Annotated in this window: 14 protein-coding genes; 8 read left to right on the forward strand and 6 right to left on the reverse strand. The window is 39.5% G+C overall.

The window, feature by feature from the left end; genetic code table 11:
• Positions 1-202: 202 nt before the first annotated feature.
• Complete coding sequence (locus N473_RS19025; protein WP_063369279.1) at positions 203-5,449, forward strand: hypothetical protein; 5,247 nt, start codon at positions 203-205, stop codon at positions 5,447-5,449.
• A gap of 221 nt (positions 5,450-5,670) precedes the next feature.
• Here the strand turns inward: N473_RS19025 and N473_RS19030 are convergent, their stop codons facing one another.
• The 6 genes from N473_RS19030 to N473_RS19055 all read right to left on the reverse strand — a co-directional run bounded on the left by N473_RS19030 (position 5,671) and on the right by N473_RS19055 (position 12,894).
• Positions 5,671-7,023 carry a DUF1501 domain-containing protein gene (locus N473_RS19030; RefSeq protein ID WP_063369280.1) on the reverse strand — a complete coding sequence of 451 codons (1,353 nt, stop codon included), beginning with the start codon at positions 7,021-7,023 and terminating at the stop codon, positions 5,671-5,673.
• An 11-nt stretch (positions 7,024-7,034) separates the two neighbouring features.
• Positions 7,035-8,918, reverse strand: a complete 1,884-nt coding sequence (locus N473_RS19035) for a DUF1800 domain-containing protein (protein ID WP_063369281.1) — start codon at positions 8,916-8,918, stop codon at positions 7,035-7,037.
• Between the two features lie 106 nt (positions 8,919-9,024).
• On the reverse strand, positions 9,025-10,350 hold the full coding sequence (locus tag N473_RS19040; protein WP_196766433.1) for an ATP-binding protein: 1,326 nt from the start codon (positions 10,348-10,350) through the stop codon (positions 9,025-9,027).
• 49 nt (positions 10,351-10,399) lie between these two features.
• Positions 10,400-11,074: a response regulator transcription factor gene (locus tag N473_RS19045; protein WP_063369283.1), complete on the reverse strand. Its 675-nt coding sequence runs from the start codon at positions 11,072-11,074 to the stop codon at positions 10,400-10,402.
• Between the two features lie 243 nt (positions 11,075-11,317).
• Positions 11,318-12,163: a hypothetical protein gene (locus tag N473_RS19050; RefSeq protein ID WP_063369284.1), complete on the reverse strand. Its 846-nt coding sequence runs from the start codon at positions 12,161-12,163 to the stop codon at positions 11,318-11,320.
• A gap of 257 nt (positions 12,164-12,420) precedes the next feature.
• Entirely contained in the window at positions 12,421-12,894 is a 474-nt protein-coding gene (locus N473_RS19055; RefSeq protein ID WP_063369285.1) for a hypothetical protein, read from the reverse strand.
• Positions 12,895-13,363: 469 nt separating this feature from the next.
• Here N473_RS19055 and N473_RS19060 point away from each other — a divergent pair, with 469 nt between their 5' ends.
• The 7 genes from N473_RS19060 to N473_RS19090 all read left to right on the forward strand — a co-directional run bounded on the left by N473_RS19060 (position 13,364) and on the right by N473_RS19090 (position 25,833).
• The gene (locus tag N473_RS19060; RefSeq protein WP_063369286.1) at positions 13,364-15,862 is read left to right on the forward strand and encodes a GH92 family glycosyl hydrolase; all 2,499 of its coding nucleotides are present in this window, start codon (positions 13,364-13,366) and stop codon (positions 15,860-15,862) included.
• Positions 15,863-16,116: 254 nt separating this feature from the next.
• Complete coding sequence (locus N473_RS19065; protein ID WP_063369287.1) at positions 16,117-18,744, forward strand: PAS domain-containing hybrid sensor histidine kinase/response regulator; 2,628 nt, start codon at positions 16,117-16,119, stop codon at positions 18,742-18,744.
• Positions 18,728-19,081, forward strand: a complete 354-nt coding sequence (locus tag N473_RS19070) for an Hpt domain-containing protein (protein WP_063369288.1) — start codon at positions 18,728-18,730, stop codon at positions 19,079-19,081. Before N473_RS19065 ends, N473_RS19070 begins: the two co-directional genes overlap by 17 nt.
• Complete coding sequence (locus N473_RS19075) at positions 19,071-20,252, forward strand: response regulator (RefSeq protein WP_063369289.1); 1,182 nt, start codon at positions 19,071-19,073, stop codon at positions 20,250-20,252. The genes N473_RS19070 and N473_RS19075 overlap by 11 nt, the downstream gene beginning before the upstream one ends.
• A gap of 761 nt (positions 20,253-21,013) precedes the next feature.
• A complete protein-coding gene (locus tag N473_RS19080; RefSeq protein WP_063369290.1) occupies positions 21,014-21,754 on the forward strand; it encodes a MipA/OmpV family protein in 741 nt (246 codons plus the stop codon).
• Complete coding sequence (locus N473_RS19085; RefSeq protein WP_063369291.1) at positions 21,744-22,814, forward strand: efflux RND transporter periplasmic adaptor subunit; 1,071 nt, start codon at positions 21,744-21,746, stop codon at positions 22,812-22,814. The genes N473_RS19080 and N473_RS19085 overlap by 11 nt, the downstream gene beginning before the upstream one ends.
• Positions 22,804-25,833, forward strand: a complete 3,030-nt coding sequence (locus tag N473_RS19090; RefSeq protein ID WP_063369292.1) for an efflux RND transporter permease subunit — start codon at positions 22,804-22,806, stop codon at positions 25,831-25,833. Before N473_RS19085 ends, N473_RS19090 begins: the two co-directional genes overlap by 11 nt.
• The last annotated feature ends 2 nt before the right edge of the window (positions 25,834-25,835 follow it).

The raw sequence follows: 25,835 nt of genomic DNA on the forward strand, positions 1-25,835 counted from the left end.
AATCGCTAACGATATAAGTTTCTTCATGAAAATTATCGTAAAACACTCTGCATATGTGATTACCCAATTTAAAACAGCCATTTTTAAAGCAAGATAACCCTTTTTTTATCATCTCACCGTTTATAGAATTATTTGGCTCTAAACATAGAAAATCTTTACAAATTTCTGTTATCTTTAGCGCCTGTACCTAAAGGGCTAGATCATGATTCGAGTTTTATTGCTATTCTTCTGTCTTTTTTCCGTTAATCTCACCGCAGGACAACTAAAAGTCTCTGATATCAAGTTCAGCTATCAGGAAAATTACCTAAATCAAATCTTGTTTGTTTTTAACAAAAATATCGCGAAATCGGGTGATATACCGCATGCCCGGCAAATAGAACACATTTATTTAACGGCAGATTACAAACATATGTGCCGCTGGCGATTTGAAGGCTTAAAGTCTCTCAGCTGCGACCTCTACACAAAAGTGCCAACTCTGTCCCCAATCACAGCTGGTGTTAACCGCGGATTTAGTGGACTCACAGAATCTCTTAACAAAGAGTTTGAACAACAATGGTTCAGGCGAGACTTACCAATTCAGTATGTTGAAGCTAAAAACAATAAAGTCACGTTAAGCTATGATGCAAGTTTAGTTGCCAACGAAAACATAGCCGAACAGCTTCAAAACACGATTGTCTTTTTTAGTGATGATGAATCATTACAGCCAATTTCAGTGTCATCAGAACAAACGAATGGATATATACGTTTAGATTATGAATTTAAAAAAGACATAGCGCACACAAAGTTAAAAATTGTATTACCTAAGAGCACGAAATTAAGTGATAAACACGTCGCTGTTGAACAGGATATTGTTCTATACAGTAAACGCGCCAAACCTGAACGACCTGAGTTTTACGGCCTTTTTTGTCAGCCTTTCGGAATTAATAAATACATCAGTGATTACATTGCACTAGAGCCAGACAAGCTAAAAACCTGTGCGCCTGAATCTTTAGCTGTCGCATTTTCAGAGCCGCTTAAAAACCACCAATCGTTGAGCGACATTATTCAAAACCAATTGGGAAAACGTTCTTTTGCTTTTGATATGCCTCAAAAACACAAGTTAGGTGCCATGTATAACATAGTACTCGATGGTGACACTCGATATAAATTCGACCTTGGAGGCGTTAAAGGGGTATCCGGAAAGACCTACGTACATACATCCGCAGTAGTGCATTTTTCAACACGTGAAAGCACACCTTATTGGCGACTCTCAAATTATCTTGGTACTCAATTGCAAACAGGTGAGCAAGGACACTTATTACTTGAACATCGAAATAGTAAAAACCTTAAAATACGATATAAAACAATAGACAACTTAGACGCTTTACACACATGGCAATCAACAGAGATTGAGAGCAATAACACTGAGTTTAAAGAGCTCAACTTACTGAATAGTTCATCCAAAATACTACATACCGAACAGTTACCAATATCGCATTTGATAGATAATCGAAGTGGCATTTTAATATACAAAGCATCTGGCCTGAGCGCCGACTCAAAGACAGATACGTTAAACATAAAACAAAAGTCAGATCTAGAGACGTTAACGCTATCAGATTTTAACTTATTTGCTCAAATTGGTGCGACACTATCAATTTCTACTTATTCATTTAAAGAAAATTTGCCGCTTAAAACACGTGTTTGGTTAACTTGTGAAAAGTTTGAAAAACCCAACTTTTTGGGGACTACTGATAAAAATGGGCAACTGAATATATCACACAAAGCACTTCAGAAAATGATGCTTGCACAACATAGTCAATGTTGGCTTTGGGCGCAAGCTGAGCACAAGAAAGCCATGGTGCACTTGGATATGAGCAAGACAAATGCCATTGGTGCGCATACCATATTTAGCCAACCCATCTATCAACCCAATGAAGCTGTGAACTTTAGCATTGCCATGAAGCAGCATACTGAAGAAGGCTTAGTTGCACTCACTCAAGATATTCGTGCTGTCATCAAAAACCCAAACAGGTCTTCGTTGAAAGCCCTTGAGATCTTTCCTAAGTTTATTTCACCGCAAGGCTTAGTGCATTTCAGCATACCTGCGGGTTTTAAGCAGGTGGGTAGTTATAAAATCGAACTATACGTGGGTTCACAACGTGTAGACACTTATGACTATATTAAAGTTGCCCAATTCACTCCACCGGAAATCGAGTTTTCTTGGTTACATAACCAAGACGTGCACATCAACAAACCTTTTAACGTTAAAGTGCGGGGCGTTACTTATAATGGGCAAGACGTCAACAATTTTACCGGCGAGTTGAGAGTAAAGTTTCAGTCCATCTATACACACCCGGATTCTTGGCCTGAAGATTACGATTACCGTCACTTTTACGAAGCACCATCGCAAAATAAAACGCACAAGGTTCAGCTTGATCAGCAGGGCGAAGGGGAAATTATATTAAACAAGGATACGCCTTTTATCGGTGTTTCACTGTCTTCTCAAGTCACTTCAAGCTCTGGTGAGACTCGTTTTTACCACACGACACTGCCATATTTTTCAAGAAGCCACTATATAGGAACAACCATAGACGAAAATAAACTAAAAGTGATCGCGCTGACTCAAGATGGAGCTGAAATTAAAGCGCATGTCAGCATTTCAATCAATAATTTACAGTCTGTGGATGATGAGAGTTTCACACCTTTGGCACTGTGTTCAGGCACCACGCCTTTGCATTGTGATATCCCCAAACACATCGATGACTATGCTGAATTAAAGATCATCAGTGGAGATGAGCAATACGTTTGGAAAAGAGGCTATCAACTTAACAAAGAACAAACAAAAGCAACAACTAAACAGGCCACACCACAACTCATTGGTCAGTCTTCAGCCACGGTAGGGAAAGTGTATACATTAAATATTAACTCACCCATTGAGGGGCAGGCTGCTGTAATGATAAAAGCAGGCGAATTGATGAGAAGCTTTATCGTCGAGGTCAATACGGGCAATAACGACATAGAAATAGAAATTGATGATGCATTGATACCTGGCTTTGAAGTGACTGCATTTTTACCATCGACTACAGAGCACATTGCGAATCAAAAAAGTGAATTTAATCAGAAAATCAAAAAAATAGTGGATGCAGCACGGCAAAAAGCGACACGCAACCTAAATAGCCTGAGTGAAATTTCGTTGCCTACAAAGCCTCGCGTTTATGGGTATGAATTAAATCAGTTTATTCATGTAGAACCAGCAGACAAGCTCACTCTTCAAGTCGAACACCCTGGCATCATTGAGCCTAACGGCACTCTTAAAATTAACGTTACAAGCAACCAAACCGCTGACGCTCAAATATGGCTAGTGAACGACGCGTTGTTCGATGTTTCGCATGAATCACCGAGTTCAGTCTCTTTCCAACAGTTATATCATAGGTTTTCATACCATCAACCTTGGCATTCAGTTCATAATCAAACAGATTGGCTACTGGACACAGATACAAATAATAATATTCTTGCAGCCTTATTCTCCAACAATGTTCAACACCGCAGTCGTATGGCGGCATTAGCGCCGTCAAATTCAGCACACAGAATGTCAGATCAAGCACAGTCGGTATGGCTCACTCCTGCCTCTTTGACTGCGAACAAAGCTAAAAGTATTGAAATCAAATTACCGCAACTCAATGGTCGGTGGCGTTTATTTGTATTAGCAATTAATGAGCACAATCAAGCAAAATATACACATACTTTGAACACCCAAGCTGATGTTGAATATCAGATATACGTCCCCGAAAAAGTATTTCTCAAAGATAAACCCGTTGCTATTGTAAAAATCAATAACCCCAATCAGCACTCTGTGCAAGATCGTGTTGAGATAGCCTTTAACGGTATGATAATAAAAAGGGACAGTCCACAACTTGAGGCAATGCAATTAAAAAGGTTTGAAATACCATTAAACGATTTAAAATTGGGACTTAATACCATATCAATACGAAGCTTGAACGACAGCAAAAGGCACTATCGCAAAGATATTCAGGTATTAAAAAATACAGCTCATAAGCGCAGTGTTTTTAAGATGGATCCTGCTCATTCAAATACGATTCTTGTACCAAGTACATCCGTGATTGAGCACGCTCAAGTAAGTACCCTAAACAGTAATGCACCTAACTGGGCGCTACTTGCCAATTACCATCATCACTATCCCCATCAATGTTTAGAACAAACTCTTTCAAGGGCAGTGAGCTTAACGTATAACCCGATTACAAATACAGTACCTAACACCAAGCTCGCCGAGCTGCTCAAAACCAGTTTAATGCAAAATGTGAGTTACAGCGGCTATCGGTATTTTAAGAATACAAGCACAGATCTGATGCTTAGTGCTTATGCACTACTGGCAAATAAGTGGCTTTCAAATAGCAAATATCAGTTTGAATTTGACCCTGAATTGTTAGACGAGCTGAAAAGTCAGCTCATGAAAATAATAGACCATACACATTCCACTTCACACCATAACCGATATGACAGAGAGTGGTTGTTATGGGCATTGTCAGAGCATAACGCGTTAGATTTGTCAGAAATTAAAAACATATATGACTTGGGCGTACTTGATACAACAAGTCACCTATTGCAATTACAAGCACTAAAAGCAGCAGGAGCACGCCAAGACGACATTGAGTCAGCTCTAACAAATATCATAGGAGCGGGTTATCAAGACCAATCTTTTAACGCACTAGGTTCAACTTTAAATCAATGTTTGGCAATTCAACTAACTGAAATACCTGATGTAAAAGAACTGCTTTATAAGCCTGTTATCTCCAAGCAACTTCAAATCGGGCACTTTGGCAATACACTAGTAGATGGTATATGTACATTAGCGCTCAAAGATCTCAAAGGTTTGCCGTTAACTGAAGTAGACACTGACAAGCTCAATACCGAAAATGAGATGTCCGAACATCGTATCAATAATGCGCCGTCAATGCCTTACTACTTACATCTGGAAAAAAAAGCCTTGCTATCAAAAGAAGCACCCTCGTTTAATGGATTGGAGATAGCCAGAGAATATCGCATTAAACAAGGCAACAATTGGCAACCTGTGAACGAAGATAAATTAAGCGTTGGGCAACTAATAAAGGTCACTTTAACTGTGTTTTCACCAATAGAACGAGAACACGTGCTCATTAAGGACTTTTTACCTTCTGGATTATTAATATTGGACCCAAGTCTAAAAAATCAAACCTATTGGCGTTGGTTAAAACAAAAGAACACTCAAGCTGTGACGGTTTTACTCGGTCAAGATGGGCGAACATTGGCATCGTGGCATAAATATAAACTGCCCGCAGGCACCACGCAATTTGAGTATTTAGCTGAAGTTCGTTATAGCGGTGAGTTTCTAACACCTTCAGCAACAGTTGAAATGATGTATCACCCGGATATCGGGGGTAAAACTGGGGCTAATAGCGTGACTATTGATTAAAATAGTTACGCTTGCCTGTGTTTAATCATCATTTGCTTTGGGCGGTTTTAAATGTCGTTTTTTGAGCTTTGATTTATAACGACGACCGTATAAAAAGCAGAGAACAATTAGAAATATAACCAAAATCAAGAACAGGCTGCCACTGTTTGTAGTCTGCATAATAGGCCTCTTAAATTTTAAGTCAAAGTATAGCAGGCTTGCGCACCTGCTATATCTAGGAGCTATGCAAACAACGTAGGGCGTGCACCAAACTTATTTAAGTTTGGAAAGACCTGCTCTAGCTCAGTATCAGATATTCCTAACCACTGACCAAAAGCAGCACCGTACTGGTCAACAGACATGGTTGGAATTAATCGACCACTGCCAGCATCTAACTCATGATTAAGCTCAGAAGGGGGAATATCACCAAACACAGTACCGCCATTGATTGCGCCGCCCATTACGAAATGATGCGCACCCCAACCATGATCTGTCCCGTCACCATTAATCGCAAGCGTGCGACCAAAGTCCGACGCTGTAAATAATGTAACATTGTTAGCTAGACCCATGCTTTCCATAGAAGTATTAAACGCATTAAGTGCGTCATCTAATGCAGACTGTAATTTTGGTAAGGTTTGAGCCTGTCCAGAGTGGGTGTCAAACCCACCCATGGATACAACAAAAATTTGCCTGTTGGTACCCAGTTGATCTTTGACCGCTAACGTCCGAGCAACAGATTCAAGCTGCCTACCCAAGCCTGTTTTTGGAAATTCTCCCACACTGTTTGATTGTGACGAGATTGCTTTATTAAACATATTGTTCGCGTCGAATGATTGAGCAATTTTATTCGACAGGTCTTGTTCAATTAAATTAGTACTTTGATGGCCTAAAGCACTAAAATGTGCTTTAACAGCATCATTATCCTCAAAGTACTCTAACGCTTGAACCGTCGCTGCACGTCCATCTGTCACATGATATGGAGCGGTATTGGTGCCTGTAACAAGTAATTCTCCACCAGCAGTCGTTACCGCAGAAAAAGTATTTGCTTGGGTCTGCCCTTGATTAATTAACGCATCGTTTAATCTGCCTGCCCAACCATACTGAGCGCCCTCAGCTTTACCTGACATCCAAGTGCTTTGCTGGTCATTATGAGAAAATAACCGAGATGGTAGTTTTGCTGTTTCATTACGAATGCTGGTGGCTGTGACATTTTCTAATAAGGGGCCAACATTGCCCACTATTGACAACTTACCTTGTTGATAAAGGCTTGCTATAGAGGGCATTTCCGGCGGTAAAGCAAACTGGCGTTCTGCGAAGCGACTCGGTACATTAATTGAGATCAGATTATTGAGCTCTCGTTTAGTGGTATATTGGTTTAACAGCGATTGCCTTATCTTGGCCCATTTACTATAGCTCTCGTTATCATAGGGAATAAGCGTATCGTGATTGTCCATGCCACCGTATAAGAAAACACAAACCAGTGCACGATATTCCGTAGCGTTTACTTGTGTATTTGCCAACACTTTGCCCATGTTCATAAAAGAAGAGGCAACAACACCAGCACTTGCTGATTTAATAAAATTACGTCTATTCATTGTCTTATCCTTTACTTCTGAACCAAATAATCAGGTGAAGACATCACCATTAAAATTGCCAAATGGACTCGAGAAGCAAAACCATCTTCAGCATCTTCTTCAATAGAAGCAATTACTTGGCTGATATTGTTATAGCTATTTGTACTCAGTTGATTGGCACATAACAGTAAGTTTAATTGATCAAGTAAGGCGTTTGGATCTTTCGCGATACTCAATAATTGCTCATAGTTTGGCTTAAAGCTGAGTAAGGCTTGCTCCAAATTAAGCTCAATTCCTAAATCCTCGTATTCTTCTTTTAGCTCTTCAAGATCCGCTTCTTGTTGCTGCCCTGTAATAAAGTAGGTCATGAAGTTTACGTATCCAGGTATCGAACTTGCATTGGTGATTTGCAACTCTGGCGCGACCAGCCCCTCAGCAGCGGTCAGACTACCTGGCGCCTTATACCCTGGCCTAAAAAAATTAAACACACTGGGAGAGCGGTAAGGGTGCTGTCCTAGATCTGCACTTGCACTGGTATCCCATAACTGAGGTACAAAATGAGGCGCTACATTTTGCACTTCAAATGCACGTGCCCATTGTGTAAACCTCAGAATGGGCTCACGAATTTTACCGCCATTTGGGGTGCCGGGATCCCTCGCTTCTTGGTCAAATAAAATTGCTGCAATTGTTGCCGTTAAATCTCCGCGAATCTTTTCTCCTACTTCGCGGCCATCTGGCAATGTAAACAACCCTGACTCAAAAGCGCTCACGACACGAAGTACGTAATCGGTACTTGGGTTTGACGTAACCAAACGCTGTATGAGTTGCTTAGTAACAAAGGGCGCAAGGTTTTCGTGATTGAAAATATGGTCCAGCGCTTGGGAAATAGACGTTTCAGCGCCACTTCCCGCAGCAATTGAAAACCCTAAAAAGGCTTTTTCTTTCTCTGAATGTGAATCAGAAAAAATGGACATAGGTTGGCTGAAGCGCTTTCCTAAGTGTGCTTCAGGATCATCTTCGTTTAAATTTAGCCCAGTAAAAACGCGTGCTAAACCTGTAATATCTTTATTGGTATAAAGCTCAACTGGGTTACCATTTTCATTTAACCGCTCTGTCCCATCTTTATTAAGCGCGACTACACCTAATGTAAACAATTGCAGTAATTCACGGGCGTAGTTTTCGTCAGGCATTCTGCCTGTCTCATCATTTCCTTTTTCACTGCCCATATAAGTTAAATAGTGTCCCATAGCGGGTGAGTAAGTAACTTGCTCCAGTAACAATCGATAATTGCCAAATGCATTGTTGATTAACAGGTCTTGATATGCAGCCACGGCTTCAGGCACATCCGTTAATACTTCACCACCACCATTTGAAACAACAAGTAGCTCAGATAACGCAAAAGCGACGCGTTGACGAAGTTGATCCGGTGCTTCAATGCTGTTTTTCCAAAAGGTAAAACTTGTTTGCTCGATATAAAACAAACTAAAGTCTTCTTCAGGATCGCTCGGCGCGGCGGCTTGTACACTGGGCAGTATTAAACTAGGGGGAAGGGCCAACTGATTAATGAACCATTGAGATGCACTTTTATCCTCTAGATCATCAAGTAAAGTAGGGGTCGCACCAAATGTGGCGTGCTGTACAAAGTGAGAGATTTTTTCTCGGGATGAAAAAGTATCGTCTCCTGACAATGTAGGCAGCTCTTGCTCGCCGTTATCCGCAGAATCATCGTCATCTGCGACATTGCTATCATTAGGTTCATTATTACCAGAACCCTGATTGTCTTGGTTAGTATTGCCAATTACATTTGTTTGGCCATTACCAGTATCTGCGCTATTCGAACCACCGCCTCCACATCCCGATAAAAACAACAAAAGGATTGTAAATACAATACGCTGTATATTAATACTCCTAATCATCTCTCAACCTATTAACGCTACATCAATAGCTTAAGTTTAGGGGGATTTTTAAATTTGTGTGTTACATGTCTCATACAGCCATAATACAAAATTGTATGATTTAGAATTATTGATTAGAAATTGGCACTTCTATATTGAATACAGCACCAGATTGATCGGGCAACAATACAAGACTAGCACCATGAACATCACAAATGGCTTTTACGATACTCAAACCAAGACCGTTACCAGGTTTTGTTCTGCCCAGATCTGCGCGATAGAAACGGTCAAAAATATACGGCTGATCCTCTTTATCAATACCGAGGCCATTATCACCAACCTGTAATAGTGCACCGTTAGTATGGCTTTGCAAACGTATCCAAACACGCGATCCCTCATTGCTATATTCCAATGCATTTTCTAATAAATTACATAAAAGTTGACTCAAGAGGTCTTTGTCGCCAAAACAACTTACGCAATCAACTGTTGAATGTGATAGCAATCTACCAGAATCTTCAAACACAGGTTCATAACTAAGCGCCAAATCGTTAATTAACTCCGATAAGTTAATCAGTTGGAAGTTTTGTTTGTGCTTTCCGGATTCAATGCTGTTTAGTCTCACTAAATTATTAAAGGTTGAAATAACTGAATGAAGGTCTTTGGTCGCATGGCTGATGTGAGATGTGATTGCAATATCGTCACCCACATCTTGGGCCATACTCTGTAATCGATTAGCAACTCTGGATAGTGGCGTTTTCAAATCATGGGCTATGCCAACAGACATGGTTTTAGTTGTACCATGTAACTTAGAGACTTTATCCAACATGAGATTTATTGAAAGAGTTAAGTCGCGCAGTGCGCTGTCATTTACCTCACACCTCAAGCGCACAGAGTCCGGAGAGCGAGAAACCTCATCCAATTGAGCCATCAATGTTTGTATTTCTAATCGCCGTCTGTAATTAAAAAGCAAGCGAATAAAAAACAATATAAGTGTAATTAACACCACACCAATTAAGCTCGCCCGCCAAAGTAATTCTTTGCTGAACATATATTCATAACTTAAAGGCTGAGCAATGCTTAAAGAAACATCTTCCGTTAGGGCAATAGATAATGTCAGTAATTGAAAATCATGCTCTGATTGTAAATCAAAACTTGACCACTCTGGCTCTGTATTTGACGAAAACTCTAATTTACTACCAACAAGTAAAACGCCACGATCAACCAGAGCAAAAATAAACTCATGGTCAACCAAGCGCTCTATACTCTCGACTCGATCCCAAATTGGTTGTTCTTCCAGATCAAATTCATGTAAAACACTTTCATACCCGTCCTCGACATAGAGGTCTTTAATTTCCTCTACATACTCAACAAGCTCTTTCTCTTGCGAAGACTTGATATACGACAGAATACAAATAGAAGTAACTAAAAACGACGCTGCAAAAAGCACTGTCATTGCAGCTGTAAATTTTAAGGAATTATATAAATCGGTAAAAGTAATAGATCTATTCATCAGATATAATATAGCCACTTCCACGTACGGTTTTGATCAACTCAAAGCTAAACGGTTTATCCACTTTATTTCTAAGTCTACTTACATGGGTTTGTACTAAGCTCGTTTTTGGGTCGAAGTTAAAGCCCCATACTTTTTCAAGTAGCATGGTTTTTGTCACAAGTTGCCCTGGAGACTGCAACAAATATTCTAGAATTTGATATTCTTTTGTATTTAGCTCAATTATTTGTCCTGCTCTCGTTACCTTACGGCTTGTTCTCTCGACAACTAGCTCTCCAAGTGTCAGGGAAACCGACTGTACAGTGAGCGGCTTTCTTCTTGTTAATGCTTTTAATCGAGCATATAACTCGGAGAATTCAAAGGGCTTGACTAAGTAATCATCTGCCCCCGCATCCAAACCGTTCACTCTATCAGAAGTGTCACCTAGCGCTGTCAGCATAATAATGGGTGTCATTATTCCACTGGCTCTCAGTACTTTAACCGCATCTAATCCGTCCATACCCGGTAACAGTCTGTCGAAAATAATCACATCAAAGTCGCTTGAAGACGCTTTTATCATGCCTTCTTGAGCGGTTGAAACATGTTTTACTGAATCGCCGTATTGAGCCAACCCCTTTTTTATAAATGAGGCAATTTCTAAATCATCCTCTACACACAACACATTCATAGCAAACTCTACTGTGATTTTTCTAAAGTTTAACTCATTAAAACCGATTAAAAATATACAAATTTGTAATATGGCAGCAAAGCAGAGTTGATTAAGCCGAATACAAGAATATGAACCAGTATCAGTTTTCGCTTATGTAGGGGGTGACTTGCTAATTTTAAAGCGACGGATCAGCACCTAGCTTTAGTTAGGTGCTGAAAACTTTTTATGTAAACAAAGCAGATAATTCTGCTGATCCGATAATTAATTCGTCGGCACTTTTCCAGTGAGTTTGTCATGAAGCCAGCGATTGAAAGGGCGCCTAAACTTAAAAGAAGCCATTCGTTGAGGGTGATGGTACAAGCTGCTGCCGTTTAGCTCACTGACCAAGCTTTTCATTTGCTCAAAAATGTATTTGCGAGGCTTTTTGTGCCAATAATGATAAATCTTTCTATTACCTGCTTCGCACACTGTGCCATGGCGAGACAAAATAATACCCAAAGCAAACTGTTCTGCTGAGTGAATATCAATGAGTTCATCCAATAATGGCATCATCCATAGCGCAATATCTAGATGTTCAACATGCGCTTCTGTAATGCCAATTACGCCTGAATTAAACATAGGGGCATCATGCTCAACCTGCCAACTTCCATAAGTTGGACTTACAAATGTCTTGCCAATCGCTGCTGCATATTGCCGTGTAAACCGTTTTCTTTTCAGCGTACCTTCTAACTCATGCATAAGCATGGATTCATTTGATACGCCATCCATTAGATGTGTTATGTCAGCTCTGATTAACGTGTCAGTATCTAAGAAAATGACTTTTTTGGCATGATTTTCAAGTAAAAACTTTAATCCTGCCAATTTCAGCTTAAAGTGATAATTATCGCTGCCCAGCCATTCGTTTTGCATGGCTTTAGTGAAAGGGATCACCCGTATTTGGGCATGCGTTTCAAATAAATCATCTCGTTCTACCAACAAACAAATTTTCGCGTTAGGGTTATGAAAAAGAAGACTTGCTATACTTAACTGCGCCTCTAGATAGTGCCGCTCTTGCTCTCCGTAAATAACGTATACAAAGCACTCGTCAAACCTGTTAAGTTCCGACATCAATTGGCCTCCTTGTTAAATCGTTGTACATGTAATAAACGAGAAGAGGATAGCATAATTAATCACGACAAATTAGCAACTTTTGAGGTGTTAACAAGATATACCTGTTAATATATGAAGGATATTTCGAAGGAGTATATATATACCTTTTAAAGGAACAGCTTAAGCATCGAATGTGATTTAATAAAAAGGATATAATTTAAAATATCGGATTTATTAAAAAGCCACCTCAACATCATTGAGGCAGCTAATAAATATTAATTTGTACGATAAGTAAAACTAATACTCTCGTTTCTATTCGGCTCTAAAAATTGGAAACTGCCTGTAGGTTCAACTCTATGTCGAACAGATATAGTAATACCTGCTTTAAATTCTAAACCATTAAAGTCACTAACACTGTCAGAAAAGTTAGGGGTGATTGGTATGCATTTGAAAGGGTTATTATTATATGCTCGATGATAGCATAGCTCCGCAGTTTCATCTGCCGAATTACTATAACTCGCTGATGTATATGAAACTCCTGTAATTACACCTGTTTTATCTCTATACGGGATATGGTTTAAATCAAGGTTTAAAATAGAAAATAACTCTACATTAGTACCGCCGCTAGAGCTAAAGACTAGCATTCTACTTGGTTGTTTTTCTTTAGTGATCGTATAAGTATTTGCAAGAGCTTGACCACTAATTGCTAGGGAAGATAAGAGTAGAGCTGCAAAAGATAGTTTTTTCATTAATAAATCCTTATTATTTCCATCTATAAATTAATGTAGTTATGACTACGAAAAACAAATTATTTCAAAAAAATGACAGAGTCAACACAGGATTATAAAAAATAAAATAAAACATATTTCAAATAAAATTATTAACAATAGTAATTGTAAAAAATCAAAAGTGCATTACCCCAAAAAACTTCACATGAAATATAATCATATTAAATTGAAAAAATAGTACTTATATTTTTACTTTTTTAAAACAGCAACCAGCTTCGTAACTGACTATCAGACAAGTTTAACCGGCTAAAGAATGCACTTCAGTGCATCTGTGCTGTTGATGAATTCAATGAGAAATTGTTAACTGTCGCTAAAAATGTGTAAATAAGCGCATTAAAATTGTACTAGACAACGAAACAATGGCATCTTATGGAATTAATCTCAACTGCTACCACATATAAATTGGAACGTTCTAAGTAAAGGGTTTATCATGAACTACAACATTAAGAATAAACATCTAATTGCCTTATCCGTCAGTGCTGCATTACTCTCGGGCTGCAGTAATGGACAAAAGGAACAGCTAAAAAGAACGGAACAAATGGCTGAACCACTCTACGTTTCTGACGTTGTTTCATATGTTAATCCGCTAATAGGCACTAAAGGGCCTTTTAACCACCGCCAAGCAGGCAACGTAACGCCTGGCGCTGTAGTCCCTTTTGGGATGTTCAATTTTGGACCTGAACACGCCTATACAGAAGATTTACTGGCGGAATCTGAAGGCATATCAAAAAAAATACGTGAAGAGAAAAAGCGAATTCCAGTTTCGCCCGGTGGATATAACTATCAAGCTAGCCGTGTAAAAGGCTTCTCATTTACGCGCTTGTCTGGCACAGGATGCCTTGGTGCATCAGGTGACATTCCTGTCATGCCTTTTACCAAAAACATAACATTTTCTCCTGCTACTGATCCAATCAATGGCTACTACAGCGCAGCGTTTTCCCATGATGATGAAACCGCTATTCCAGGTTATTACCAAGTCGGATTAGACAATGATGTTAACGTACAGCTCGCAGCGACAGCCAGAAGCGGTATAGCCAACTTTACCTTCAAGAAAGCGGAAAATGCAAAACTCTTATTTAGAACCGCTTATTCCCAACTTGGAAGTGGTGATGCCTATGCAAAAGTTGATGCCGAGCGAGGAGAAATCACAGGATACGTCACTTCAGGTAACTTCTGTGGTTATTTAGGTGAATACAATCAAAGAGATTATTACACCCTGCATTTTGTCGCCAAACTAGATAAACCAATAACTGGCTCAGGCGCATGGAAAGATGACTTAATTGAACAGGGTGCTAAATCCTCAAAAGGGGGGATGGGCTATGGAGACAACGGATGGCCAGACATTGGTAAAGGCTCTGGTGTTTGGGTCGACCTTGGCCTCGATAATGGCGACACAGTTCAAATGCGAGTGGGTATTTCTTATGTTAGCTTAGACAATGCAAGAGAAAACTTAGCAAAAGAGCAAGCAGAACAAAGTTTCGACCAAATACGTAAACAATCAGAAAATGCCTGGGAAAGTGAGTTATCTAAGGTCAAAGTCGCGTCTGAAGATCAGAGTAAATTACGAGTATTTTACACTGCACTGTACCATAGCTTATTTCACCCAAATGTCTTTTCTGACGTCAATGGCGAATACATGGGCTTTGATCAAAAAGTACATAGCATAGAAGCTTCTCAGACTGCACAATATGCGAACTTCTCTGGCTGGGATGTTTATCGTTCTCAGTTGCAGTTAGTGACTTTACTGGACAAAAAGAGAGGGAGCGATATTGCCCAATCTTTATTTAATCAAGCAAATCAATTCAATGGTGTATGGGATCGTTGGACTCATAACGCTGGCCCAACAGGGGTTATGAGTGGCGATCCTTCGACTATTGCAATTGCAAACTTCGTTGCATTCGGTGCTGATGATTTTGATGTCAATGGCGCATATCACTCGCTTCGACAAGCCGCGGTAAATCCAACAGAGTTTGATTTATCGGATGTTGGCTGTCCTGTGTTTTGTAGAGGACAAAAACCCTCTTTAGACCAATGGCAATCACTTGGTTACATTGCTGACGAATCTAACAGTTGGGAAGGTGCTTCGGAGACATTAGAACAAGCATCTAGCTATTTCTCATTGGGTCAACTTGCCAACCGACTTGGCAAAGCAGAAGATGCGACTCGATTTATTAATGAAGCAGGGTATTGGAGAAACATATATAACGCATCAGCTACTGAGTCTTTAGGGTATATACAAGGTAGAAATAAAGATGGCAGCTGGAAAAAAGACTTCGATGCATTTTCTGGACACTTATTTGTTGAAGGAAGCCCAGCTCAATACCTGTGGATGATACCACACGATGGTGCAGGGCTAGCAGAAATACTTGGCGGTGATGAAGCCATGAGTAAAAGACTTGACGAACACTTCAAAAAACCGGATGGAACATGGGTGTTATACAGAGATTCCGCTGAGTATGCAGATGTATCTAATCAGCCATCAATCTTATCTCCATGGATGTATTTACATACGGGCGATGCCTATAAAACACAGCAAACCGTTCGTGAAACCATGAAACAATTATGGCTAGACGCACCAGATGGCATACCAGGTCAAGATGACCTCGGCCAAATGTCTTCTTGGTATGTGTTCAGTAGTCTTGGAATTTATCCAAAATACCCAGGACGCGCCGACTTAGCTTTATCGAGTCCGCAGTTTACTTTTGCCCAAATTGGTAATTTAACAATTAATGCACCTGATGCATCAGATGACAAAGTATATATCGATACACTTCGTATTAATGGCAAACCAAGCTTAAATAGTTGGATAGATGAAACGTACATCAATGAACCTGTGACTTTAGAATTTTCACTGAGTGAAGAACCGAATAAAGCCTTTGGACAAGCCAAGGAAAATAGACCTCCTAGCTATTCACCATCAAAAAGTTAATTACTAATTTAGTTCCCCTTCAGAGGCAGCTTTAAGCTGCCTCTTTTATACCTGCTCACAATCGCTGACTCCTTTATTTTTCGCAAACCGTGACAGTCCATTAATCAACAATTTTGGGATACATTTATGGGTCTTTTCTTGTATTTAATTTATGTAAAAATCAATTCAGAAACTCTGTTAACTTAGCACTGCCATACTTGGAATTGCTGCTATAGTTAAAATTATCCATACAGTGCAATGATGGCAAGGAAGACATGGACAGCAACACGCCTTATCTACTCACCAACCACAATTTACAAATTGAGTTTGTCAGTCAAGCTGCACTTAACTTACTTCAAGGTGAGGTATTAATAGGCTTAAACATAGCTACAGAGTTCAACCTAGAAACCATCACAGACAACTTTGCTATAGGTCAATACCAATCTTCTCCTGTCAGTTTCAATAAATTCAACTATGAAGGTGGGGTCTGTTTTGTGCTTGAACTGCATAAAACCAATAATGACCATATTCGTTTTTTAAACGACGCAATTAATAGCTCTAATATTGGTATATGGCGTTACAACGTAGAAACTAAAACCGTCTACTTATCAGGGATCTCTAAAACTATTTTAGGACTCACACCTCAGACACAACTAACGTGGCGCAAGATACTGTCTCTTGTCCATCCTGATGATCGGGCTTTATTCCCGCTATTTTTTGAAAATAACGCACAATTCGGCGTTCCACTTCAATTCGAATTTAGACTAAAGCAAACAGGGCAACAGTCTTGGTTCGCATTAAAAGGAAGCTGCGTCAATAAGTCTGACGGCCAGTGGATTAATGGTACGCTGCAAGACTGTACAGTAGAAAAGACCACCGTCATTGCACTGAACGATGCGGATGAAAGTAAGCAACTTGCAATAGAAGCCGGGAAAATAGGCACATGGCGGGCAACTAAATCAGGCCATCAATGGCTTTGGAAATGGGATATGCTTGCCAATACTATCTTCAAGTTGTCACCAGATGATATCGGCGATTTAAATAAATGGGTTGAATTACTGCATCCCGAGGATAAACCTCGTGTACAAGAAGCACTAGAAAATAGCCTGCGGACCGGTGTTGAATTTAAGCAACATTACCGAAGCATTCTAAAAAATGGTGAAATAATCTATGTTTTTGCCCAAGGCAGAGTAGGTAAAAACTACAAAGGAGAATACTGCCGCATAGATGGTGTTTGCGTTGATCAAACTGAAATTCACAAAACACAACTAGCACTTAAAAAATTAAATTCAGAACTAGAAACGCGTGTAAATGATCGAACTGCTCAGCTATACAATACATTACAAAAAGCTGAACGTGCGAATAAAATAAAATCTGAGTTTCTATCAATGATCAGCCATGAATTGCGAACGCCGCTGAATGGCATTATCGGGGCTCTAGATTTACTTTCACACTGTACACTTTCTGGTGAGCCAAAAGAACTCGTAAATACAGCATCAAGTTCTGCAAATCATCTCATCACGATTTTAAATGATTTACTCGATTTAAATAAAATTGAAGCCGGAAAACTAGAACTAGAAACAGTTAAATTCGATTTTCCTACTGTCATTGCTGACGTAGTGTCCACATTCAGTGCATCTGCTAAGGAAAAAGGCATCGAGCTGATAGTCTTCGAGTCCCCAGAAGAAAACTTAATATTAAAAGGGGATGAAAATAGATTCCGACAAATTCTCCTCAATATTCTTGGTAATGCCGTCAAATTTACAAACTGCGACCAGAACGAAAGTAAAAGAATTACCATTAACACCCACTACAATCGTTTGAATATCTACCAAAGTGAGGTCGTCGTATCTGTTGAAGACACTGGCGTTGGAATGACAGACGATACTATTGAGAAACTATTTACGCCATTTACTCAGGCAGAGAAATCAACAACAAGGAAGTTTGGCGGAACAGGCTTAGGTCTCTCTATTTGCGGAAAACTAATAGACTTGATGGGTGGAACAATCCATATTGACAGCCAACTCAATCATGGCAGCACATTCACCGTTACCGCACCGTTTTGGCTAGAGCTATCAGAACAAGTTGACAAGCCAAAGGCAATGCTTAATTGCTATCAAATTGGTGAATTGTCTGTTTATAATCAACATATCTTAAAGCTTGCCCAAGCCAATTTTAATGTCATTATGTGCGTTGATTTTGACTCTGTTGAAGATTCCTCTACTTCAAATAATTTAATACTGACAAGCAACCATGAGCAATTCTTAAGGCTAACTCCAAAACTAGAATTATTAAATAATGCGTTAGTGTATACAGAACCATCACTTGTTGAAACGCTGGCGCTAACGGCACCACACCTTGCTGTATACGCAAATCAACCCATTACGCAGCACCAATTGGACAAACACATTGCAGCTCACCAGCAAGAAACGCTGTCAATTGACGACTTTTCGTTAGACTTTGACAATTCTGCATCAGATACAGAGCCCAATATAAATACCAAAAGTACAATAGAGCCTGACAATAGCGATATTCTATTAGTTGAAGACAACCCTTTTAATCAAAAACTGATTAAAAGCCAATTACAAAAACTGGGCCTATGTTGTGACGTGGCCAACAATGGAGCAGAGGGGTATCGTTGCTGGTATAACCATCCATATAAACTTATCTTAACCGATTGCCACATGCCCGAAGTTGATGGTTATGAAATGACGAAACAAATTCGTACAGAAGAAGCAAAAACAGAACGTCCCCCCATACCAATCATCGCTGTTACGGGCGCGGTCATGCAGGGTGAAAAAGATCTATGCACATCCATCGGCATGAATGACTTTTTGTGTAAACCAATCAAGTTAAATGACATTAAATCTATTATGGAGCGTTGGTATGAACACTCAAATTAATGAGTTACAAACATTGAATAGGCGCACTATTGAGGAGTTGGTTGGCGATGAACCAACAAAAATTGCAAAGTTTCATTTCGAGTTTTTAAAACAAGCATCTGTCGTTTTAAAAAGTATTGTTAAGTCATTCAATCTTAGTGACTTCAATGAGTTAAAAAGCCAAGCTCATTATCTAAAAACCTCTGCAAAAGCGGTTGGCGCAGAGCGATGTGCCTATTTTTTAGAAACCATCGAGGGCTATAGCCTCGCTGAAAATAAACCTGCAATTAAGCAAGTAATTATTAAATTAAATGGCGAATTTGTAGCTATTAAAAAGGAGTTAAGCCATGACAAGTAATAATAGAATAGCTAAGCGCCACCCCTCTGTATTAGTTCTAGCCCACAGGGAAGATGATGTACAGGGTGTTACAGAACTGATCGCAGAACAAACTTCTGATTTTAGATGCCTAATCGTAAGAAAAACCGCATTAGATGATATCCAGCAACTGGCACCCAAAGTCATTTTATTTGCATTATCTGACGTTAGAAAAAGCATCTGTTTATATAATTTACTCATAAAAGAAAACAGACTCATTAACAATCACTATAGTGTGTTACTTTGTAATAATAAAGAATCTGGATTGGCTTTTAAGTGCTGCTTACGAAACTTATTTGATAGTTACTTTGTATACCAACCACTATACGAAAAATTTAGACTGCAACTGATCGTTTATGAAGGCTTGAAACAGTTTGCAAACTCTGACACATATATAGAGTCTTTAGATTCGATCGTTCAAAACCAAAATGAAGAATTGAATGACCTTATAGAAACAGGTTTAAGCTACAAGACATCACTTGTGGACGAAATAAACAAACGAAAAGAAGAAGTGAACTCTATCAATCAAAATATTCTATCTCAACTACCTGATAGCATGCATAAACAACTCATGTCTGAGTTAAATGAATCACACATACAGCCACTTTTAAATGCACTAGAAGCCTCAATATCTAGCAAACTGATGGGGCTAGTTGATGGTCTGAAACACTCTCAAAACTTAAACTCACAGCTGATCAATCAATTGCAGCAGCCCATACAAACAAGACTGCCTGTCGAAAACGAAAGTACAAGCCAGCATAATTTTTTAAGTCCAGAAGCGAGCAGTCAACACTCCATCCTATTGGTCGAGGATAATCATATTTACAGAGAGATGATAAGCGATGTTTTAAGCAATGTCGGTTATGAAATCGAGCAAGTAGATGATGGCCTCGCTGCCATCAAAAAAATCAAGCTGACCCAGTATGATCTTATCGTCATGGACCTTTTCTTGCCAAATTTAGACGGGCTAAATACAACTAAGCATATTCGCAATGTTGGAAAAAACATAAAAACGCCTGTCATCGCTCTGACTGGCAATAAGAATAAACAACTGGTAAAAAAATGGGCTGAACATGGGCTTGATGGATACATTCTAAAACCTTCTACCAAACAAGAGATTTTAGCAGTCGTTAATAAAGCCATTGGGCATTAAATTAGTCACAAGTACTGTAAATATTAAATCGAGACTTAAATACTCTTGTTATCGGTGTAAGATATGAATGTAAAGGTCCAATTTCCTATCCCCACTAGCGATAACGCCAAAGCCCATTCGCCAAAAGCTAGGCTTGGCTTTAAAAAGATTGAGGTGGTCATCATAATGAAGGCGGGCTCACCTTCAAACCTAACATATTTCGTTCGCTTAGTTTAATATCAGCTTAATAATGGCAGTAACTAATAAAAAATAAACCACCTATCCAAGACAAAAAAACAAGCCCCACAACTCCTGTAGTTAAAACACAAAAATACATAATTTAAATCAGCAAATTAACCCCAATATCGCTTTATATCAGAAGAGCAAAAAAGTGAACTCACAAACGCATTAAAGAATGAGTTTTGACCAGAAAGAGTTTATATCTAACATCTATACTGGTAAGGCTAATCTATTCAAAACCTCAAGTATAACAACCCACTCCGTCAATCGTGTATACCCGGTAATAGAGCTACTGAACAGAGCTATTCTTACGTCAAATAATTAGCAATCTTCACAAATCTCTAAGACGTATTCAATAGCTTGATAAGGTGAACATGACTCAATTAAAGATGATTACCCCCCGAATGAATTGATACCTTATTTCAGGTTATTTAAAAAAATTATCTACTTGTAAGTTTCGAGAAAGTTTCCTGAATTATTGTTTGCCTTGTAGAAACAAATACACCCAATTAATAAAGCTTGCGAACTATTAAGGAGAACACATGAAACTTTCAACATACCTTTGCGCGTTAGCACTCGCTTGCAGTACAGCAGCCGCTTCTGAAGAACAAGAACTGAAATTTGGTCTTGGCGGTGCATTTATTGTTCAAGATGAAGGTTACAAAGGAGTGGGCAATGAAACCGAATTTGTACCAGCTATCGCGGTCGAGTACGGTAACTTTAGGCTTCTGGGACCCTATGCCTCATACACTTTTTATAAAAGTGAAAACTTCGAAATAGCAGCAACTGGAATGCTCAGACTAGACGGATATGAACAATCTGATGATGTGCTATTTTCAGGTATGGAAGACAGGGATATGAGCTTTGACTTTGGATTTGAAGCGGAAATAGATACTGACTTTGGTGAATTTGGGGTTAAGTACACACAGGACGTAACAAGTACACACGAAGGTTATGAAGCAAGTCTTTCTTACGGTATTCCAATGAGAGTGAAGAAAGGGCGGATCATGCCCTATATTGCCGCTAACTTTGCCAGCGAAGATCTTGCCGATTACTACTACGGTGTTAGACGTTCAGAGGCCACAGCAAAAAGAGCATTCTATGAAGTAGATAGCGCTACCAATTTTGAAATCGGCATCAGCAGTGACTGGTTCTTTGGTAAAAACCATATGATCAAGGCAGATGCTAGTTACACCGCTTTTGATAGCACAATCAAAGACTCTCCGCTGGTGGATAAATCTGGGACTTTCCAATTGTTACTGGGGTATGTCTATGTCTTCTAACTCCAAAACTCTTTGTTTACTTACAACAGTTATGTTATCGCTCCTTTCAGGCTGCACTGAGATCTCCGCACACCCGATAGAGCAAATAAAAACTTTACCGACAACTCAGGCTGAGCGGATACGCACTCCAACAAAAGTTTTATATGGAAAAATACAAAGTGAAAATGGCTACGACATGGCCTTATTTAATAGCGGCCGAGTTGAGAAATTGGCAGTTAAAGAAGGACAGCTAGTTAGTAAAAATATGCTTATTGCTAGATTGTATTCCCCGAAATTGAAATCACAAGTAATAGAAAAGGAAGCTAAACTCAGCGCTGCACTTGCAGCCGCTGAGGAGGCGCACAATGAACTTCAGCGAGTCACAAATTTATATGCAAAGTCGTTGACTTCACTTGCAAAACTTGAGCAAGCAAAAAAGTCAGAAAAAATAGCAAAAGACTCTGTGACGCAAATGCGAGCACAATTAACGCAAGCCAATAATGAGCTAGATGAACTTTCTATTTATGCACCTCAAGATGGAGTTATCGCTACCCTCTATGCAAGGGAAGGGCAGTTTGTCCCGTCCGAAAACCCAATTGTAAATTTTGCAGTGGCAGGAAGACACAAGATTGAATATTGGGTGCCAGAGAAGGACGCTGTTAATTTGGATATTGGGCAGACAGTACCAATTTTTGTCCCTACTTTAAACAAACAAGTCTCAGGTATTGTAAGCGAAAAAGCGATTCCTACGATGACAGGCCCATCTTTATTTAAAGTATCTGTATTAATAAACAGTCTAACGGACAACTTATTGGGTCTAACGGCTCAATTCCATATACCTTCTACAACTAAACAAGTGTACCGTATTAATGCTAACGCAGTCAGATTTAAGCCAAATGGTAACGCTTATATGTTGGATAACGCGAATAACCAATTTCACATTGAACTAATCGGAACACAGAGTGAAAAATTACTGTTCACAGTTACCAAAAACGTAGATGACATTAAATTTGATACATCACCGGAGCCCACTATCAATACAAATTTAATGGCTGCTTTGGAGGATGATAATGACAAATAGCAACACGCCCAATTGGTATCAAAGCCCAAGGCTGATCCTAGGCATCATTGTGATCTTAGTCGTGGTAGGCGTGACAGGGTGGTTCAATGCCAACGAACAAGAAGATCCTCAATTTCCTTACCGAAATGGTTTTATTTCCTTAAACGCTAATAATATGACCATATCACAGCTCAGAGATGCAGCGGTATTACCCCTTGAGCGAGCGCTAAGTGAAATAGATGAAGTAAGTACCTACCAATCACGCATTAAACATGGTAATGCAACAATAGACATTGAACTGCACGAGCACATCTATAGCACGGATACTGTATGGGAAAGAATAAAAGATACGATCGCTCAGAAACAACGAACTATGCCAAATGTTGCTCTACAGCTCATTGATAGAGCACAAGATACACAAGGCATCGTCATCGCCATTTCGACCCCAAGTGACTTGCTGGAACAGCGCTCGATTGCCCTGTCGCTAAGAACCGAACTCGAGCAAATTTCCAGTATACGCAACATCAGCCTAATAGGGGATCCGCAAGAGCAACTCGTGATTGATTACTCACAACAAGCTTTGCAAAATTTTGGCGTAACACCATCCCAAATTAAGGATCGATTTCAGAATCCGTCAGGCAATTCGATACAGTTTGAAAACCAAAGGTTAGCCACTAGCTCAACCCCAATTGGCAGGATTAAGTCTTTGCAAGATGTTGCAAGCAGCCAAATAAACGTAGAAAACGCTTCCCCAGTTTCAATGTCTACTTTGGCAGACATTTATTACAGGCCAAACCCAATTGCCCCTGAACACTTCATGGTGAACGGAAAACAAGCGGTAGGACTTGCTATCACTTTACCAGCAAACACTGTGCGCGTGACGGCCGTTGGGGATCAAATAAAGCAAGCTGTGGACAAATTTAACCGCCAGTTTTCATCCCCACCAGCTGAAATAGTTATTTTTCAGCCTAAATGGACACAAAAGAGAAAAGTAGATTTACTGTCATCATTAGCCACAGGATGTCTCGCTGTGGCCGTTACACTCATTTTACTCATGTCAGTTAGGACCGCAGTCATTGTAGTGATATCCATTCCAACCATCACACTTATCGCTATCGGTATGTTTACAGCGGCACAAGGTGTGATCCACCAAATGACGATTGCTGGTCTGGTTATATCACTTGGCTTGATGGTTGATAACAGTATTGTTATGGCAGAAAAAATAGTACAGCTAATCGACCAAGGAATGAATAGGGTGCAGGCAAGCAAACAAGCCGTAAAGGCCCTTTACAAACCACTCGCAACTGCAACACTTACCACCATTGCCGCATTTTTACCTATGTTACTTGCAAAAGGTAGTGTCGCTGATTTTATTGCATCTATTCCTGTATTGGTAATTTTGTGTATTGGTATAAGCTATTTCATTGCACTGCTTTTCATACCCATTTTAGCCAACTATACGCTTAAAAATACGACTCAGAATAAATTTGAAAACAGTCAACTGCAAAAACTTGGCAGTAAAATCGCCCAGTTTTCACTCACCAATAAAAAAATGGTTTTGGCAAGCGTAACATTCATGCTATCACTCATGGCAATACTGCCAAAAACAAATGGTGAATTTTTCCCCAAAACAAATCGAAATCAAGCGTACGTTGATATTCAATTGCCTTATGGTAGTAGTATTGGCAAAACCACTCAGGTCGCCAAGGAAGTCAGTGATAGCATCCAAGCACTTGGCTTCATCACACAAACTTTGACTTTTAGTGGTTCTTCGGGACCAAGATTTTACTATAATCTTGTACAGCAACCTGGTGAGAACCATATCGCCCGTATCGTTTTCGAGGTGGAAGAAAATATTGACCTCAAAAGAGTTGTAGAAAGGCTTAACGTTTTTTTACCCCCAAATTTTCCTGAGGCACTCATCATCGCTAGGGAGCTTGGACAAGGTCCGCCGATTGAAAGCCCAATCGAAATAAGATTAATGAGTAATAATCAAGACTCAAACTTAAACGCCGCTGAAAAGATTTTTATGCTTTTAAAACAACATCAAGCTACCCAACATGTCAGAAGAGCATATAGCTATGGTGTTGCAAATATTGACCTGAAAATAGACCAACAATCACTTGCCCTCGCTGGTTTGAACGAATCAGATATTTCTGACTATCTTTCTTGGCAGGGAACGGGCTTGGCAATTACTGACCTCAAATACAAAGCCGAGCCTGTCACGCTAGTACTACAGGATACGTCATCAGATCAAAGTCTAGAGCGTCTGGTTTCTTTACAAGTTATTGATAAAGATGCACAGTTTTTACCAATTTCGACTTTTTTATCTGCTGATATCAAGGGGACAGTCGCTGTAGAAACACGCCGTAATGGTCGCTCAGAACTACGTATTCTTGCTGACGTCAAACAAGGCTTCGACGAAGAATATATACTTAAAGTATTGCAACCTGAGATAGAGGCAATTGTAAAAAAATACGATGTAAGCATGCAATTTGGCGGGGAGTTGGAAGAGTCACAAGAAGCAAATTCAGCGCTATTTATGGCATTGCCTGCGGGGTTAATCCTCTTATTTATGGCTTTAATGATACAATTTAACTCTTATAAATTAACCGCATTGGTGATGTTAAGTATCCCATTAGGTGCAGTTGGTGCGCCAATCATGTTGTCAGTTGTGAACATTCCTTTTGGGTTTATGTCACTACTTGGCATACTCGCATTAATGGGCATTGTCGTAAACACTGCAATACTACTGATTGATACTGCAATAGAGCAAATCAGAGCTGGTAAAACAAAAATACAAGCTATTGATTTTGCAATTTCAACTAGGTTAAGGGCAATTATATTAACGACCATCACCACAATCATAGGTATGTTACCCTTAACATTTGGACAAAGCCCACTTTGGCCACCACTTGCATGGGCGATGATCGGCGGGTTACTGAGTTCCACGTTAATTATGCTGTTTGTAATGCCAATCTGTATGAACTGGTTAATTGATCCAAAAAGGCACTTACAACGAATTAATATAGAACAATAAAA

This window comes from Pseudoalteromonas luteoviolacea CPMOR-1 (genome assembly GCF_001625685.1).
Classification (GTDB): domain Bacteria; phylum Pseudomonadota; class Gammaproteobacteria; order Enterobacterales; family Alteromonadaceae; genus Pseudoalteromonas; species Pseudoalteromonas luteoviolacea_K.